Source organism: Priestia endophytica (assembly GCF_026790145.1).
In the GTDB taxonomy this organism is placed as follows: domain Bacteria; phylum Bacillota; class Bacilli; order Bacillales; family Bacillaceae_H; genus Bacillus_I; species Bacillus_I endophytica_A.
The window spans coordinates 55570-70579 of record NZ_JALAMS010000034.1 but is presented as its reverse complement, the minus strand read 5'-3'; the positions used below and the strand labels follow the sequence as shown (position 1 = coordinate 70579).

Annotated in this window: 13 protein-coding genes; 11 read left to right on the top strand and 2 right to left on the bottom strand. The window is 34.6% G+C overall.

The features are described 5' to 3' along the window. Window positions 1-62: 62 nt before the first annotated feature. Entirely contained in the window at window positions 63-728 is a 666-nt protein-coding gene (locus MOC86_RS21410; RefSeq protein WP_268586010.1) for a haloacid dehalogenase type II, read from the bottom strand. 569 nt (window positions 729-1297) lie between these two features. On the opposite strand from MOC86_RS21410, the gene MOC86_RS21405 reads away from it, so the two are divergent. Beyond that, window positions 1298-1837, top strand: a complete 540-nt coding sequence (locus MOC86_RS21405; RefSeq protein WP_268586009.1) for an IseA DL-endopeptidase inhibitor family protein — start codon at window positions 1298-1300, stop codon at window positions 1835-1837. Window positions 1838-1882: 45 nt separating this feature from the next. Here MOC86_RS21405 and MOC86_RS21400 read toward each other — a convergent pair whose 3' ends face one another. Continuing rightward, window positions 1883-2719 (bottom strand): AraC family transcriptional regulator, encoded by an 837-nt coding sequence (locus MOC86_RS21400; RefSeq protein WP_268586007.1) that lies wholly within the window; start codon window positions 2717-2719, stop codon window positions 1883-1885. A gap of 198 nt (window positions 2720-2917) precedes the next feature. On the opposite strand from MOC86_RS21400, the gene MOC86_RS21395 reads away from it, so the two are divergent. From MOC86_RS21395 to MOC86_RS21345, 10 genes are all read left to right on the top strand, one after another. Next, window positions 2918-4063 carry a Gfo/Idh/MocA family protein gene (locus MOC86_RS21395; RefSeq protein ID WP_268586006.1) on the top strand — a complete coding sequence of 382 codons (1146 nt, stop codon included), beginning with the start codon at window positions 2918-2920 and terminating at the stop codon, window positions 4061-4063. A gap of 15 nt (window positions 4064-4078) precedes the next feature. Continuing rightward, window positions 4079-4960 carry a sugar phosphate isomerase/epimerase family protein gene (locus tag MOC86_RS21390; RefSeq protein ID WP_268586005.1) on the top strand — a complete coding sequence of 294 codons (882 nt, stop codon included), beginning with the start codon at window positions 4079-4081 and terminating at the stop codon, window positions 4958-4960. 155 nt (window positions 4961-5115) lie between these two features. Then, on the top strand, window positions 5116-6534 hold the full coding sequence (locus tag MOC86_RS21385) for a sugar porter family MFS transporter (protein ID WP_243520081.1): 1419 nt from the start codon (window positions 5116-5118) through the stop codon (window positions 6532-6534). Window positions 6535-6783: 249 nt separating this feature from the next. Then, complete coding sequence (locus MOC86_RS21380; RefSeq protein WP_268586003.1) at window positions 6784-7881, top strand: MBL fold metallo-hydrolase; 1098 nt, start codon at window positions 6784-6786, stop codon at window positions 7879-7881. A gap of 557 nt (window positions 7882-8438) precedes the next feature. Beyond that, the gene (locus tag MOC86_RS21370; protein WP_019391000.1) at window positions 8439-8870 is read left to right on the top strand and encodes a MarR family winged helix-turn-helix transcriptional regulator; all 432 of its coding nucleotides are present in this window, start codon (window positions 8439-8441) and stop codon (window positions 8868-8870) included. A 465-nt stretch (window positions 8871-9335) separates the two neighbouring features. Beyond that, window positions 9336-10364, top strand: a complete 1029-nt coding sequence (locus MOC86_RS21365; protein ID WP_268586002.1) for an NADH:flavin oxidoreductase/NADH oxidase — start codon at window positions 9336-9338, stop codon at window positions 10362-10364. A 473-nt stretch (window positions 10365-10837) separates the two neighbouring features. Further along, window positions 10838-12325 (top strand): glucose-6-phosphate dehydrogenase, encoded by a 1488-nt coding sequence (gene zwf, locus MOC86_RS21360; protein WP_268586001.1) that lies wholly within the window; start codon window positions 10838-10840, stop codon window positions 12323-12325. A gap of 365 nt (window positions 12326-12690) precedes the next feature. Further along, window positions 12691-13584 carry a phosphogluconate dehydrogenase (NAD(+)-dependent, decarboxylating) gene (gnd, locus tag MOC86_RS21355; protein WP_268586000.1) on the top strand — a complete coding sequence of 298 codons (894 nt, stop codon included), beginning with the start codon at window positions 12691-12693 and terminating at the stop codon, window positions 13582-13584. 45 nt (window positions 13585-13629) lie between these two features. Further along, window positions 13630-14298: a fructose-6-phosphate aldolase gene (fsa, locus tag MOC86_RS21350; protein ID WP_268585999.1), complete on the top strand. Its 669-nt coding sequence runs from the start codon at window positions 13630-13632 to the stop codon at window positions 14296-14298. Between the two features lie 52 nt (window positions 14299-14350). Then, window positions 14351-14839 (top strand): hypothetical protein, encoded by a 489-nt coding sequence (locus tag MOC86_RS21345; RefSeq protein WP_268585998.1) that lies wholly within the window; start codon window positions 14351-14353, stop codon window positions 14837-14839. The last annotated feature ends 171 nt before the right edge of the window (window positions 14840-15010 follow it).

Below are 15010 nucleotides of genomic sequence, written 5' to 3'. Positions count from 1 at the left end.
AAGTGACGATGACTTTTATCATCGTCGCTTTTTGTTTGCGAAAGAATTTACATTTCACTATATCATACTAACGCTAATATTCCATTTAAATCTTGATAAATATAATGTGGTTTCTGATCCAATTCTTCAATTGGAGAACGTGCTCTGTTAATCCATACAGTTTGAAATCCAAAGCTTTTGGCTCCAGATATATCCCAACCGTTTGATGATAAGAAAAGGATTTCTTCGCGTTTCAAATTAAGCATATTTAACGCATGCGTGTAGGAGGCGGGTGTTGGTTTGTACTGCTTAATGTCATCAACGCTAATTGTCATATCAAGGCATCGAGCTATGGAAGGGTTTTCAATAAGTGGTTCTAGCATATCCTGTGAGCCATTAGAGAAAAAAACGAGCTTTTTATGCTCAAGCTTTTGTAAAACATCTTCTACCTCTGAATAAGGGGTGAGCTCCTTATACGTTTCCCTTAATATTGTGATCTCTTCTTTGGTATAGGAGATATCAAGTTGATTTAGTACATATTTTAATGATTGTAACGTTATCTCGGAAAAAGGTTTATATTGACCCATAAGCTGTCGTAAAAAAGAATATTCTATTTGTTTTTGGCGCCATAATGTACTAATTTCTTTTCCTTTTTCTTTAAATAGTGTGTCACACTTTGTTTTAACCGAATTAACATCAAACAATGTACCATATACATCGAAAATTAGCCCTTTAACTGAAGAACTCACTTCTCTTCCTCCTTGTTAACATAAAGCAACTTATATAGTACATTACACGTTTAGTTTTACAATGAAACAAAGATGAATTTTATGTTGTAAACATGGCAACTAGGTGGTTTTGAGATAGAAGAAGATGGGAAAGGTATTTGTAAGCGTTAACAAAAATATAACTCTCTTTTTATAAGGAAGATTACAGAATTTGAAATAAAGAAAAGAAAGAAGAAGGAATACGGCATCAGAGCAAGAATAAACTAAGAATCTTTACTAAATTTTTTGCAGAAAATAAACAAGAGTAGTTTTTATTAGTTTTTTTTCTAAAGAAAAGGGTAAATAAAAAAAGTCGGAAAATGTCTTTATTGTAACAATTTTGTCATATAAAAATCGTTTGATTTTTAAATTCAATCAAAAATTCTCTCATAATACGTAATAAATAGAGAAATAGTAAATAAATTTCATAAAAAGAGAGAAAATCCTTTTCTTTTTTAAAAAAATGTTGTAATATAAGTGTAACAAAAGTAATATAAAATAAATTTACGTTACATAAAGATATGAACTTAAAATTGAGGAGTGATTTAGAAATGAAGAAAATTGGACTAGTATTATCATCAATCGCAATGTTTTTTGCTCTAAGCACAGGAGCTACAGCACAGACAAATTCTCAAACACTAACAAATGCAAATGCGATTAAAATCGCCGCTAGCGCCAGCGATCATTTCTGGAATGCCCTACACGGTTATAAAAAAACACCATGTACACAAGGCACATTTAACTATAAAGGAACACCGTACACATACCTTTGCCCAGAATTTGATACTAAAGCAGAATTAACAAACTACTTATCTGAAACATTTACAAATAACGCAGTTGAAAAAGGATTAACAAAATACAGCTACATCACATACAATGGCAAACTTGCTCACCCAGTTGGCGATGGATTCAGCATGCTAGAGTGGACAAAATCGAAAGCAAAACTTGTTTATCAAACATCAACAGTTCGTTCTTATGAGTTTACAGTTCCAACAGTTGATGGAGCAACTGTAAAACGTACTGTAACATTCTACAAAGCGGGAACACAATGGAAAGTAAATAAATTTGATGCTGCTTTTTTCTATTTATAGAGATTTAAATAAGAACTTTATCACTTATGCTTTTATACAGAGTCTCTAAAATTGAATTTCTCTAAACTGTTTTGGAGTTAAACTTGTATGTTTTTTAAAGGTTGTCATAAAGTGGGTGTCACTATTAAATCCAGCTTCAATCGAAATTTCTTTAATAGATATGTTTGTGTTTTGAAGTAACTTTTTAGCATAGTTGATTCGGAAGTTGATAATGTACTCATATGGTGAGAATCCAGTGTGCTTTTTAAATACACGGGAAAAGTGGAAAGGAGTTAAGTGAACATACTGAGCTAACTCTTTTAGGTTAATCTCTTTTGTAAAGTGATTTTCAATATATGAAATAGCGTGTTTGATTACTCTTTCTTGAATATCCGTTGTTTCGTGTGTGACTTCATTCAATTCATACATGATTTTATGAATATTCATAGAGATTAGATGTTCATTAATATTGGCTTTTTCCGCCATGCGGACAATTTGATTCATGCATTCTGGAATTACAAAATTGTTTTTAATTGAAAATATACAGCCGCTTTTTTCAAAGAGTAAATTAAAGTAATGCTCACTAGATATGCCTGAGAAATGAAACCATTCAAAAAATACATCTTCATTTGCCTGATACATATGGGGTTGACAGCAGTTAAGAAAAACAAGCGTATCTTTTGGGGCTTGAAACTCCTGGTTTTGGTATCGAATTGTCATTGATCCTTTTTTGATCAACATCATTAGGTAGTTATTATAATGCTCTCTTTCTATAAAATATGTATTGTTACAGTAGAATAGCCCTGAGTCATGCAAACAGTAAAGGGCATTCTTTGCAAACTCGCTCGGGATATGAAAGAAGATTTCAGATTGATTTAATACACCTTTTTCAATGATTTTCATATTCGTTCTCCTTCTATAGAAATAATGTTATTTTCATTATAATGTAGATCTATTAAATGTTTGAAAACGCTTCCTTTGATAGCAATATTGTTAAGTTACTAAGCAATATAACTTAGTGTATTTGTGTTTTTATTATAATAAAATGAATTTACAGAAAGCAATAAGTGAAAGTAATATTCCAAAAAAGGGGAGATACATATGAAAGAAATTAGAATAGGACTTGTTGGTGCTGGATGGATGGGGAAGGCTCACACTAATGCATTTTTAAACGCACTAATGCTGTTTGGACCACAAGCAGGAAAACCTGTTTTTGAAGTTGTTGCAGATGTAAACATTGAAGCAGCGAAAACAGCATGTGAGAAATTAGGTTTTGCAAGATGGGCAAATAATTGGCAAGAAGTTGTGACAGATCCAAATGTGGATGTCATTGATATTGCGACACCAAATGCTTTTCACTACGAAGTAGCAAAAGTAGCGTTAGAAAATGGTAAACATGTATATTGTGAAAAACCACTAACGCTTTCTGCAGAGGAGTCTAAAACATTAGCCGAGCTTGCTAAGCAAAAAGGCGTTGTCAATTATGTTGGTTACAATAACGTAATGAATCCTGCAAACGCTTATATTAAAGAACTTGTTTCTTCCGGAAAATTAGGTAAGATTATGAGATTCTCTGGAACATATGATCAAGACGGCCTGCTAGACCCGACATTGCCGATCACATGGCGTCATATTAACAAACATTCTGGAAGCGGTGCTCTTGGAGATCTTGGTTCTCACTTACTTAGCGTTTCTCAGTTTATCCTTGGTGATATTAGCCGTGTAAACGCTTTATCAAAAATTGTTATTCCACAAAGACCCGTACAAGCTGGTTCAACAGAGTTAGCGGATGTAGAAAATGATGACTTGATTACGATTCTTGCCGAGTATAAAAACGGGGCAGTTGGTACAATCGGAGCAAGCCGCGTTGCAACAGGGCGTAAAAACTACTTAACGTTTGAAATTCAAGGTACAAAAGGTTCTGTTTTCTATTCACTAGAGAGAATGAACGAAGTGAATGTTTATTTTGCATCTGATGATAGCGCTGACAGAGGATTTAGAACCGTATTCCTTGGACCAGATCACAAAGGTTACAGTGCATTCTATCCAGCATCAGGAATTGCAATTGGATACAATGACATGAAAGTTTTAGAAGTACATGAGCTGCTTGCTGCCATTTCAGAAGGTAGACCATATGCATGCGATTTTGAATTTGGTTGGAAAATTGATGAGATTGTAAGCGCTGTTTTAAAATCTGCTTCAGAACAATCGTGGGTAGACGTTCAAACATTAGTAGAAGTGAAATAAAGGAGGAGAAATAAAATGGAAGTTAAAGTTGGTACAGCACCAGATTCTTGGGGAGTATGGTTTCCAGAAAACGAGAAGCAAATTGATTGGGAAAGATGTATGAATGAAATGGCGGAATCAGGATATCAAGGTATTGAATTAGGGCCATGGGGATATCTTCCGAATGAGTATGAGAAGTTAAAAAATGAACTTGAAAAAAGGAATCTCGAATTGACGGCAACAACACTTGTAGGAGATCTTATGTCTGAAGAAAAAACAAGAGAGATGATGGATCTACTAGATGAGATGGCTAAACTTCAGCTCCGATTTGAAAGTGCAAAATATGTTGTTTTAATTGATGACTGCTACACAGACCTTTTTACAGGTGAACTAGTAAGACCGCGAACATTGAACGAGGCTCAGTGGAGTAATTTTGTAAATAACATTCTGAAGATACGCGATTATGCAAAAATACAGCATGGCCTAGAAGTTGTATTCCACCCACATGCTCAAAGTCATATCGAAACAGAAGAACAAATCGAGCGTCTTTTAGATGATACGGATATTAATCTCTGCCTTGATACAGGTCATCATGCCTATGCAGATGGAGATCCTGTGGCATTTATGAAAAAACACCACAAAAGAATACCTTACTTACATGTAAAGAGTTGTGATTTAAAAATACGAGAAAAAATGCAGAGAGAAAATTGGCCGTTCGCTAAAGCAGTAAGCAATGATATTATGTGTGAGCCAGAATTAGGTGTTGTTGATATGAAAGCATTTGTAGAAGTGTTAGAAAGCATTGACTTCAAAGGTTGGGCAATTGTAGAACAGGATATGTATCCTGCCCCATTTGACAAACCGTTCCCGATTGCGAAAAGAACGAGAGAATACTTAAAAGTTATGGGCATGAGTTAATGTATCGGAGCCTATGAAATAGGCTCCTTCCTATACCTATTACATGTTTAAAATAAATATTAGCTTTAAAAAGGGGATATGTAGAAGCGCATTTACGACTGCTAACGAGATAAAGAGATAGATAAAATCAATATTACTAAAAGGGGATTTTAACTATGCGAAATGTCAAGGTTTCCGAGGAATCAATTCAAGTAAAAGTTCCTGAGAAAAAAGATCCTCGAAAGTTTTTAACATTAGTCATTATTGTATCGACTTTTGGGGGGTTATTGTTTGGATATGATACAGGAGTTGTAAATGGAGCACTTCCTTTTATGGCCCAACCTGATCAGTTAAATCTTACAGCTTTTACTGAGGGAATAGTAGCAAGTTCTTTAGTATTAGGGGCTGCTTTTGGTTCACTCTTTGGTGGTCGTTTATCAGATAATAAAGGACGCCGCAAAAGCCTTATGTATCTTTCCATTCTTTTCTTCTTTTCTACACTTGGTTGTGTATTTTCACCAAATTTAGCTGTCATTGTATTTTTTCGTTTTCTATTAGGCCTAGCTGTTGGTGGCGCTTCTGTTATTGTTCCATCATATCTTGCTGAAATGTCTCCTGCCGATAGGCGTGGTAGAATGGTAACTCAAAACGAATTGATGATTGTAACAGGACAGTTTCTTGCTTTTGTAATTAACGCTGTTATTGGAAATGCTTTTGGAGACACAGGGCATGTATGGCGCTATATGTTAGTTATTGCTGCATTACCAGCCATTGCCTTATGGATTGGAGTAGCCGTTCTACCTGAAAGTCCGCGCTGGTTAGCAGCAAAAGGGAAACTAGGAGATGCACTGCAAGTCCTTCAAAAAATTCGTAAAGAAGGGCATGCACAACAAGAATTGAATGATATTAATCGATATATTGAAGAAGAGCGAAAAATAGAAAAGATTAGATTCAAAGATTTAAATACGCCATGGATTCGCCGTATTGTATTCCTTGGGATTGGCATTGGTGTCATTTCACAATTTACAGGTATAAACTCTATTATGTACTATGGAACCAAAATCCTTCAAGATTCCGGTTTTGGAACAAAAGCAGCTTTAATTGGCAATGTAGCTAATGGATTGATTGCGGTTATTGCATGCATTATTGGGATGTCGTTGATGAATAAAGTAAATAGACGTACAATGTTTCTAGTTGGCTTAACAGGCGTAACTCTATCTCTTATTTTGATTGGTATTTCTTCTATTATCCTTGAAGGATCTTCAATACTGCCATATATCACATTATCTTTAACAGTTGTTTATTTAGCTTTTTATCAAGGGGCAGTTGGCCCATTAACATGGTTAATGCTTTCTGAAATTTTCCCTATTCGCTTACGTGGTCTTGGCATGGGAATTGCTGTTTTATGTTTATGGCTTGCAAACTTCTTAGTTGGATTGTTTTTCCCTGTTTTACTTAGCGGGGTAGGAATTTCCGTAACATTTTTCGTATTTGCTGTTTTTGGTATTATCGGTTTAACCGTGATTGCTAAGTTTTTGCCAGAAACAAGAGGACTATCATTAGAACAAATTGAGCGTAATTTTAAAAAGGTGTAAGAACCAAAAATATAAAGAAACGAATGCTATATTTGTAAGCGCTTCAAAAAATGAGAATCAACAAGTTTAAAAGTCAGAAATTTCATTTAACTAAATTGAGCGTATAGAAATAAAAAGTCTAACACCTCTTTATGATGGTTGTTAGGCTTTTTTATTTTCTGAATTTACAAGAATAAGAGTATACTAATAGAAGCAAGAGACATCTTCAAAAAATACATAGCTAAAGTTGAAAGGAATGGGGAACTAGTGATGATTTATTTAATCGCTGTTTTACTTGTATTATGTCTGGCCATTGTATCATTTATCAACTTTCATCCTGTATTTGGAGGAAGTGTAAAGAAAGAACAAAAGGATAATTATAGTAGCCTCAATAATTATCAAAATGGAAGATTTATGAATTTAGTACCAACGAATGAGAATATGGGTGTTGGTGATATGTTCTCTATGCTTAAAGATTCTTTTAGGAATAGAGAAGAGCGCAAACCGAATCGAAACCTCCCTATTGTTGAGGTTGATTGGAATAAAGTCAACAGTGAAAAAGATAGTTTAACTTGGTTTGGTCACTCTGCTTTTTTACTTAGTATTGATGGTAAGAAACTGCTCGTCGATCCAATGTTAGGTTCCGTGGCTTCACCAGTTTCGTTTGTAGGAAGTAAACGTTATAGCCAAGATACATTAACAATTATTGAGAGATTACCTCGTATTGATGCTGTCCTTCTTACTCATGACCATTATGACCATCTTGATTATCCGTCAATCCGAAAGTTAAAGAATAAAGTGGAACATTTCTTTGTTCCTCTCGGTGTTAGCCCACACCTTCTTCGATGGGGCATTGTCAAAGAAAAAATCACTGAACTGAATTGGTGGGAGGAAAGGGAGTTCAAGGGCTTAACAGTAGCGCTAACACCATCAAAACACTTTTCAGGAAGAGGAGTTTTTAATCGAAACACGACTCTATGGGGAGGATGGGTCGTTCTTGGACAAAAAACACGTTTTTATACGAGTGGAGACGGGGGATATGATGAACATTTTAAAGAAATAGGAAAAAAATATGGACCGTTTGATATGACCTTAATGGAAGGTGGCCAATATGATCAACGCTGGTCTGATATTCATATGAAGCCTGAAGAATCTGTGCAAGCTAATATCGATGTAGGTGGAAAGCGGATGATGTTAATCCATTGGGGAGCTTTTACGCTTGCTTTTCATCCTTGGACGGAACCTGTAGAACGAGCCTTAATAGAAGCACAAAAGGAGGGCGTGAATATGGTAGTTCCTAAGATTGGAGAAACTATTGAATTAACAGGAGAGATATCACATTCATCTTCAGTATGGTGGAGAATGTAAATAAGGTAAATCAACTTTTGAAAGAACCGTACTTTAAGAAATAATAAAATCCCCATACATTATAGTTTCCTATAAAATTATTATGTTAACTAAATCGATATAAAGAAAAGGAGCGCTTGCTAACCAAGATTGGGTTCGAAAAGTAAGAAATGGTGAACAATTAAAAGAGTTTAATCAAGAAGAAATTTTAAGACCTAATGCAAAAATTAAAGAATTTGAAATATAGGTCGTCTATAAGTTATCCTTTCTTAAAAAGCTGATTCCTTAACAGAGGGGAATCGGCTTTTATATTATAATCAATCTCATTCTCGCCCATCTTGAGCATGTTACTTCACTTTATGTACGATAGAAAAACGTTGTTCAAAAATGTATATTTAGGGAAGACAGCATATTTTAGTAAGCTAAACATGATCATATTAATAGCTCTCGATTATTTCTATAAATTTGACTTAGTAAAATAAAATATTAATAATGAGTGTAAGTTATATGCTATTATAGTAACTATTATGTAGTTCAGTGAGCTAACAAATGATTTAGATAAAACAGGAGGGGTTTGTATGGAGGGCAATCAAAGACATAATCTTCTAGATAATTGGCTATCCATCATTAATGTACAAACAAACATTGCAAATACATTAGAACGTGCGCTAGAGGAACAATACAGTCTATCATTAAAAGAGTTTTATGTTCTTTATTTTTTATCACAGACAGATGATAAGCAATTAAGACTTCAGCAGTTGCAAGAGATGGTTGGATTGAGTCAAAGTGCGATTTCAAGGTTAGTTGGAAGAATGGAAGCAAAAAGCTGTGGAGCATTAGAGAGACACCTATGTGAAGATGACCGTCGAGGTATTTATACTCGGTTAACACCGCTAGGGGAAGAAAAATTAAACAAAGCTTTAGCTACTTTTGAAGAAATCCTTCAATCCATCTTAGCAGAAGGAAAAATGCAGAGTGAGTGGCAATCGTTCCTAAACAAATTTCAATAATAAAGGATATGGGTATAAGAAGATAGAAATAAATATGAGGATGTTCTTGATTCTATCTCCTGCCCATTTTACTTTATATTGAATGGAAATTCTTAATATTTAAGTATTAACTTAATCGTTATAGTGATACATGAATTTCTACTAAAGTTTATGTAGAATTAACGTTTGACAGAAGAAAAATAAGATGGTAAATTATATGCGTGCGCATGCATATTGAATTCATCACTTTTAACATTAGCGGTATTTATATAGGTTGGTCTTTGAACTATATTGAATGATGAAATATCATTTGATAGATGCATGATAGAGATGGTAATTTAAATGCGTGCACATGCATATTAAAACGTATGGACAATAAATAGTCCAAAAGATGATCGCTGATGTCAGATGTGGAGAAGATTTTTCACTTTCCATTTGTTTTGGGTGTTCATTAAAGCAGAAAAAAATGATAAAGGAGTTTTTAGAATGAACGATTTATTTGCGCCTTATAAACTAAAAGGGCTGGAGATGAAAAACCGTATTGTTATGCCTCCCATGTGTCAATATTCAGTAAATGCGAAAGATGGAATTGCGACAGACTTTCATTATCTACATTATGTAAGTCGGGCAATTGGTGGAGCTGGATTTATTATAATTGAAATGACAGATGTAGAACCAGACGGACGAATTTCAGATTACGACTTAGGTTTATGGTCTGATGATCAAATTCCAGCACTCAAACGCATTGTAGATGCTTGTCACAAATACGGAGCGAAAGTAGGCATCCAAATTGCCCACGCAGGACGTAAAGCAGAAGATGCAGAAGTTCCTGTAGCACCGTCGGCCATTGCTTTTGATGAAAATTATAAACAACCTCGTGCATTTTCAACTGAAGAAGTAAAAGAGATGGTCGAAAAGTTCCGTAAAGCGGTACAACGTGCAGTGAAAGCAGGCGTTGATGCGATTGAAATTCATGGTGCTCATGGCTACTTAATTCATCAATTCCATTCTCCATTAACAAACAAACGTGACGATGAGTATGGACAAGATTTAACGAAGTTTGGTCGTGAAGTTCTTCGCGCAGCTAAAGAGGAAATGCCAGAAGATATGCCATTAATAATGCGTATTTCTGCAAAAGAATATGTAGAAGATGGGTATGATATCGAAGAAAGCATCGAATTTGCGAAAAAATATCAAGAAGAAGGCGTTGATATCTTTGACATCTCTTCAGGTGGAGAAGGTCCAATCGGGGCAGGGGGACGTCCTGGAACACACGCAGGATACCAAGTGCCTCTTGCAAGAGAAATAAAAAAAGCGCTTAATGTTCCTGTTATTGCTGTAGGAAGATTAGATGAACCAACACTTGCTAACGCAGTGATTGGAAATGAGGAAGCAGACCTTATTGCTATTGGCCGAGGCATGTTAAGAAATCCTTACTGGGCATTAGAAGCATCGAAAAAATTAAACAAAGAAACTGAAATTCCTAAACAATACGCGGATGGTTTTAGACGTTAAGCTTACATTCAAATGGTATCTATCTAAGAAAAGCTTGTCATTATGATAAATAGTAAATAAGCAGAATTAAATCATAAAATATTTAGTAGGGAAAAAAGGATCTTCAGTTGAAGGTCCTTTTTTGCTACTTGTTTACATTAATATCCTTTAGTTCAGTAAGAAATAAATCTTCTGCTTCTTATAGAACATTTTAAGCCTAGAAAGGGGAAGAAGCATTGTCTTGTTTTGCTGATATCATTTGTCCTTCTTACTATCATGTACATAATTGATAAAACAAAAGGACAAACTTTTCAAAGTGGGAAAACTTCCTAAAAACAAGGGGGGTTTGTTTATCGGTTATGGGTATCTTCTCATGAAATCGTTTCTAGTGAAATCAATAAAGAAATATTTAAACGGAATCAAAATTAGATATAGTTCTTTGCAGTTAATGTAAAAAACCAAATAAATAATTTCATTAAAAGGAGGATTGTGGAATGGACTCGATGACTTTTGTTTTATTTGGAGCGACAGGGGATTTGGCTAAAAGAAAAATTTTTCCTGCTCTATATAATTTGTTTTTAGATGAGAAAATACCTCCATCTATTTCTATTATTGGGTCAGGTATAGAAGAAATGTCTGATATAGATTTTCAAAATCAGGTGAGACAATCAGTAGAAACCTTTTCTCGACGATTGATAAATAATCATTCAAAAATAGAGGATTTTATAAGCTCTTTCTGTTACAAAGCCTTAGATGCGACAAATAATAAAGATTATGCAGATTTATTAGAGCTTGTTCAACGACGTGAAGAAGAACTAAGGATTCCGGAAAATCGGATGTTCTATTTATCGGTAGCACCAGATTTTTTCGATCTTATTGCATTAAACATCAAAGAAAGTGGATTAGGTTCTACAAAAGGGTGGAAGCGTCTCATTATTGAAAAACCATTTGGGCATGATTTGGCATCTGCGCAAGACTTAAACGAAAAATTAAGTCAAGCCTTCAAAGAAGATGAAATTTATCGAATTGATCATTATCTTGGAAAATCGATGGTTCAAAACTTGGAGGCTTTAGAATTTGCCAATCCTATTCTTCAATCATTATGGAATAACCAACATATTGCTAATGTTCAGATTACAGCAAGTGAGACGGTCGGAGTAGAAAAAAGAGCTGATTATTATGATCAAACAGGCGCAATTCGGGATATGGTTCAAAATCACATGCTACAACTCGTAATGATGACTGCTATGCATCTTCCTAAAAAACTTAGTTCACACGAAATCCGTGATGAAAAGAGGAAAGTGATGGATTCACTTCGTTCGATAAAGAAAGAAGATGTAGGTCTGCATATTATCCGAGGTCAATATGATGCAGGTGAAATTCATGGTCAACCAGTTGTGAAATATACCGATGAACCTAAAATTGATTCTTCTTCTCAAAATGATACATTTGTAGCTGCACGCTTATGGATTGATAATTCCTTTTGGAATGGAGTACCTTTTTACATTCGGACTGGAAAAAGAATGAAGGATAAGTCAACTCGAATTGTCATTGAATTTAAAAACTACTTAAAAGATCTGTACGAAAATCAGGATGAGATAGTTGAACCAAATCTCTTAATTATTGAAATTAACCCACATGAAAATGTAGCCTTACAGTTGAATAGTAAAAACCCATTAAAAAATGGAAAAATCGAACCGGTTAGAGTGGAGTTTGCAGCAGATCAAAAAGGGGCACCTGAAGCTTATGAACGTCTAATTTTCGATGCTTTAACAGGTGATTCCACCTTCTTTGCTCATTGGAAAGAAGTTGAATTAGCTTGGGAATGGATTCAGCCAATACTAGAAGCCTTTGAAGAAAATCTTTTGCCTCTTTATTCATACTCATCAGGTTCCCATGGCCCAGATGAAGCTAATCGTTTACTAGAAGAGAACGGGTTCAAATGGTGGTTTGATGAAGAATACTCGGAACGTAAAAATTAGTTTGACCGCTTTAAAACAAAATAAGAAAGTTGTTAGGAAGGAATAATATCTATGAATACTAACATTGAAACACTTGCTATAAATACCATTCGAACTTTATCTACCGATACTGTTAATGAGGAGAAATCTGGTTATCTTGGATTTCTATTGGTGGTACGCCTATGACATATGCTTTATGGGCGAATTATTTGAAAATATTCTTCACATTAATAAAAGTATAATACATGCCTAAATCAAAATCATGTAAAGACAAGAAGCACAACAACTTTTCTATACCAAGTATTTGAAGATAGAAAAAGCCAGACCGTTAAGTGGAAAATAACAATTTTTATTTAGCTAAATATTAATGGTAGGAGGCAATCATGATGAAAATTGGGTTAATTGGTTTAGGGAAAATGGGTATAAATTTAGGTCAAAATCTACTAGACCAACGTCACCAGGTTGTAGCATTTGATGTAAATACAGATGCTGTTGAAGAAATGAGAAAGTATGGAGGTACAGGTACATCTAGTTTAAAGGAACTCATTCACTCATTGGAAACACCTAGAGTTCTTTGGATGATGATTCCCCATATTGTTGTGGATTCAGTTATTGATGAAATTACGCCTCTGTTAGAAAAAGGGGATATTGTAATCGAAGCAGGTAACTCTCACTATAAAGAATCTATTAATCGTTATAATCAGTTAAAAGAAAAAGGAATTCATTTTATGGATGTGGGAACTTCAGGGGGAATAGAAGGGGCTCGTTATGGGGCTTGTTATATGATTGGTGGAGATCCTGAAGCATGGGATTTGGTCGAACCTATATTCCGTGATACGGCTGTAGAAAATGGATATTTTTATGCAGGAAAAGCGGGAAGTGGGCATTTCTTGAAAATGGTTCATAATGGTATTGAATATGGAATGATGGCAGCAATTGGTGAAGGATTTGAAGTGTTAGAAAAAAGTGAATTTGATTATAACTATGAAGGAGTAGCAAGAGTATGGAATAATGGATCGGTTATTCGCTCATGGCTTATGGAACTAACAGAAAATTCCTTTTCTAAAGATGCCAAGTTGGATGGTATTAGAGGTATTATGCATTCTTCAGGTGAAGGAAAATGGACAGTTGAAACAGCTTTAGATTTGCAGACAGCTACTCCAGTTATTGCGATGTCTCTATTAATGCGCTATCGCTCGTTAGAAAACGACACATTTACAGGAAAAGTTGTAGCAGCTCTCCGAAACGAATTTGGCGGACATGCTGTAGAAAAAAAATAAAAAGATATACCCATATGAATTTTAAAATAATGGAGGAATGAAATTATGAAATTTTTTATTGATACTGCAAACCTTGAGGATATTAAAAAATCATACAAAATCGGTATTTTATCTGGGGTGACAACGAACCCATCTTTAGTTGCAAAAGAAGGTATAAAATTCGAAGACCGTATTGAAGAAATTTGTCAAGTAGTACCAGAGGTTGAATCCGTTTCTGCAGAGGTAACTCCAGATGCTGTTACAGCCGAAGAAATGATTGCTCAAGCTGAAGAATTAATTAAAATTAACAATGGAGATAAAAAGATAACCATTAAACTTCCTATGACATTAGAGGGATTAGAGGCGACACGTTATCTTTCTAAGAAGGGGGTAAAAACAAACGTAACCCTTATTTTTACAGTGAACCAAGCTCTTTTGGCAGCTCGTGCTGGTGCAACTTATGTTTCTCCATTCTTAGGACGCCTAGATGATATCTCTGAAAATGGAGTATATTTAGTATCTAAAATTGCCGAATTATTCCGAGTTCAAAATATAGATTCTCAAATTATTGCTGCATCTGTAAGGCATCCTGATCATGTCACGCGTGTGGCACTTGCAGGAGCTCATATTGCAACAATCCCTTATGCTGTCATTGAGCAATTAGTGAAGCATCCTTTAACTGAGCAAGGAATTGAAAAATTTGCAGCTGATTGGGAAAAAGCAGTTAAAAATTAAATTAATTTAATTAAATGGGTATTTTATTTTGATATGACTGGGGGTCAGTGTGATGAGTTTGTTAGATGCTAAAGGAATTCAAACTACACATGGTGTAGAACTATATGTGGACCTTGTAAAGAACGTTAATATTAAAGAACTTCTTATTCCAACTGTAAATAATCCTTTTTATGGGGTTAAGCTTGAAATTGATTATTTGTTATTAAAAGAACACAAACATTATGAGCATCATTATGAACATCAAAAAAATTCTTTTTGGATTGTTATGGACGAAAATCTCAGTTCAATTACATTAAAAGAACCTGAGATGGAAAGTTTATTTGCTGTTAAAAATGAAGAAGAACGAGAAGCTACTAAGCAACTTTTAGGTGAATGGTTTATCAAAACAACAGGTTATAAAACAGCAATTACTCAAATTCTTACTGAATTTGAACAAAACAATCCTAATATGGAAGAAAACGAAGGTACTAAGAAAACTATACAATTTCTGAAGAAATTATTAGAACTAAAGACAGAAGATATCGTAAATGCTTTCATATAGAGGCCAATTTACTCTTAAATGATTAATTGCACATGGTGAGAAACATGTCTAGCCTAATCAACAGAGTCTTTTGTCAGATACACAAACAAGCCCCATCCTAACTTTAGATTAGGATGGGGCTTGTCTACGCTCTGAAAAGACTCCTTATTAAGGAGTCTTTTAAAAGAAACA